Origin of the sequence: Capnocytophaga sp. oral taxon 863 str. F0517 (assembly GCF_000466425.1) — a bacterium.
Taxonomy (GTDB): Bacteria; Bacteroidota; Bacteroidia; order Flavobacteriales; family Flavobacteriaceae; genus Capnocytophaga.
On record NZ_KE992141.1, the window covers coordinates 1 to 2,385 of the forward strand.

Below are 2,385 nucleotides of genomic sequence, written 5' to 3' on the forward strand. Positions count from 1 at the left end.
AATACATTCATTTTCAGAGTGCAAATATATGAAAATACTTTGACACCTCAATAAAATATTTTTGGAAATAGATGTTATTTACTTCAATTATTTTGAAAGGGCAGGTTCAACTACCAACTTATAAATTGAATAATAAAATTAGTAGTTCTGGTGTATAAATTAATAATACTACAAAAGCTAAACATATAAGAATACTTTTCAACAAATATTTTTTCTCTTTTGTAATGCTTGATAAATATATTGATAAAGATAGAAATGTTATCAATGTAATTATGCAAGGAACTATTACAGCAAAAATAAGCAAAAAGGGGATTGTAGTTTCATTCTCAGTATTACATTCTATATAATACGTTTCAGCTATTGATATTACACAAACTATTAATGTAAATATATTCATAAACATAAATGTCTTCTTAGGGATTTTTGTGTCGAATGTTATCGCATACCCTGCAAGGCAACTTATCAGTACAGTATATTGTAAAACAATCATATTCTATTCAATTTTATATGAATACTCATCTATTTCAAAATTCCCCTCTTCACAAGATTTCATAATTTGATCCCATAAATTTTTATTAGCAGGTACGAATTTCTTTGTATATGCCCATTGAGAAGATTTAAAGCTATCATACCAAGCATAAGGATTTATAAGATCTCCCAAATAGGCACCCTTAAGGAGTATAGAACAACTTGCTTTTTGAGGTATTTTATTAGGTATTACTTTGTTTAAAACTTGCTTGGCAATTGATGTACAAGTTGTATTGATAAAAAGATTGTAATTTGTATCCTTTATTGCCCAAGCAGCTATAATACTTTCTCGCATTTTCTCTGTCTCTTCAATAAGACTATTATATTCATCTTGAGACAATGGAATAGTAAAAAGTTTCCCCTGCTGGCGCGAGCTTGTAGCTCGTGCCTACTACAATAAGAGCGTGTCGCTCATTCCTTATCAATTACTTCCCCCCTTACTTGCGTAAATAATGTTTTTGAGGTGTCTATTTAGCTACATACTAATTGACTTTGGAAAACGGGAGAATGCTCTACAACTCTTTTCATTAATTTGTTAAAGATAGTATCTTTATTTTGTAAACGATTAATTCTAAAACTATATTCCGCTAAATATTGGTCTATGGTAAATTCATCAACCTAAACGCTATCATTCATTTTGTGTGACTCACTGGATTTCATAGCTTCACGGACTTTTTGCATAAAATAATGTGCAGTCTGTCGACTAATTTCATAACGACGAGCAACTTGTGAGGCTGATAACCCTTTAGTTGTAGTTGTCATTTCAAAACATATAAAAAATACTTTACGTAACCCAAATTTTAGTCTATGAAATAGTGATCCATCAGCACGTGCATCTTTACCGAATCCCAGCCACAGGTTGAAGCCATAGTTAAGGTCTGTGGTTTGCAGGGCTATGGCATCTCTAACGCTATCAGTTACAAAGTCCTGCACAGCAATAAAATGGCTGCTGCTTAGCTTCATTCCGTCTATCCAATTCACAAGATAATGGGTGAGTAGATTGTTCATTGTTTGATTTCTATTTTTATATTATTTTTATGAATATATCCTTTTATTCCATCTGTTGTTATAATTAATAACCAATCGCCTTCGTCTCCATCTTCAACTACTCTTACTTCTTCTCCGTTTCTTATCTTACTTATAGTATAGGAAGATGAATTTGCTTCTTTTTTTATTTCTATATTTCTTTTCTTTCCATTAATATAATAGTAAGTATCATATTCTTTTAGGAAAGATTTTAACTCTTCCCTATTGTCATGTCTCATAGTAGTATCTGCTATAATCTTTTCTAATATTCCCTTGACCTCTTTGTCTTTTTTTTCTACAAGATAAACGAAATAGGGTCCTGAAATATTATTATATGTTCTATATTCATTTTTCACTTCATTTAGAGCATGTTTATAAAAACTATCTTTGATCTTTTCTAATATTTTTAATTTACGAGCTGTTGTATCATTATCTCCAAATGTTATTTTTATCATTTTTGACAAATATAAATTCCGAAAATCCCATTCTGATAAGATATTGGTAAAATCATCATCTTCAATATCTATTTTTTCTGCATTATGATACAAAAAAGTTATTAATTCTTTATCTTCCTGACTATAGCTATTAAAAGTTACTATTAAAAAAAGTATTATAATTTTCCAGTCCATTTTGTTTCTCCTATATTTTTGTTATTCCAATTAGATTCCTCTACTTCTCTTTCTTCAAGAATTATTTTCACATTATCCCAGTATTTTATAGAGTTGAATAAGTTTTCTATAAGTGTATTGTCCTTACCACTAACTGTTGTTAAACAGCCAACGGCATCAATACCCTTTTTCCCACTTTAAAGAAGCTAGCTATTCTTCGCAA

General features: G+C 29.9%; 2 protein-coding genes and 1 pseudogene. All 3 read right to left on the reverse strand.

Annotated features, from left to right (window positions below):
* Nucleotides 1-493 precede the first annotated feature (493 nt).
* A complete protein-coding gene (locus tag HMPREF1551_RS06150; protein WP_021628206.1) occupies nt 494-868 on the reverse strand; it encodes a hypothetical protein in 375 nt (124 codons plus the stop codon).
* Between the two features lie 281 nt (nt 869-1,149).
* Nucleotides 1,150-1,347 (reverse strand): annotated as a pseudogene (locus HMPREF1551_RS14500) (IS1595 family transposase); the annotation flags it as partial.
* Between the two features lie 185 nt (nt 1,348-1,532).
* Nucleotides 1,533-2,183, reverse strand: coding sequence for an SH3 domain-containing protein (locus HMPREF1551_RS06160; protein ID WP_021628208.1), 651 nt, complete (start codon nt 2,181-2,183; stop codon nt 1,533-1,535).
* Nucleotides 2,184-2,385 lie beyond the last annotated feature (202 nt).

Coding starts and splice junctions, on each gene's coding strand:
- HMPREF1551_RS06160 (WP_021628208.1), bottom strand. CDS start 2,183: ATGGACTGGAAAATTATAATACTTTTTTTAATAGTAACTTTTAATAGC.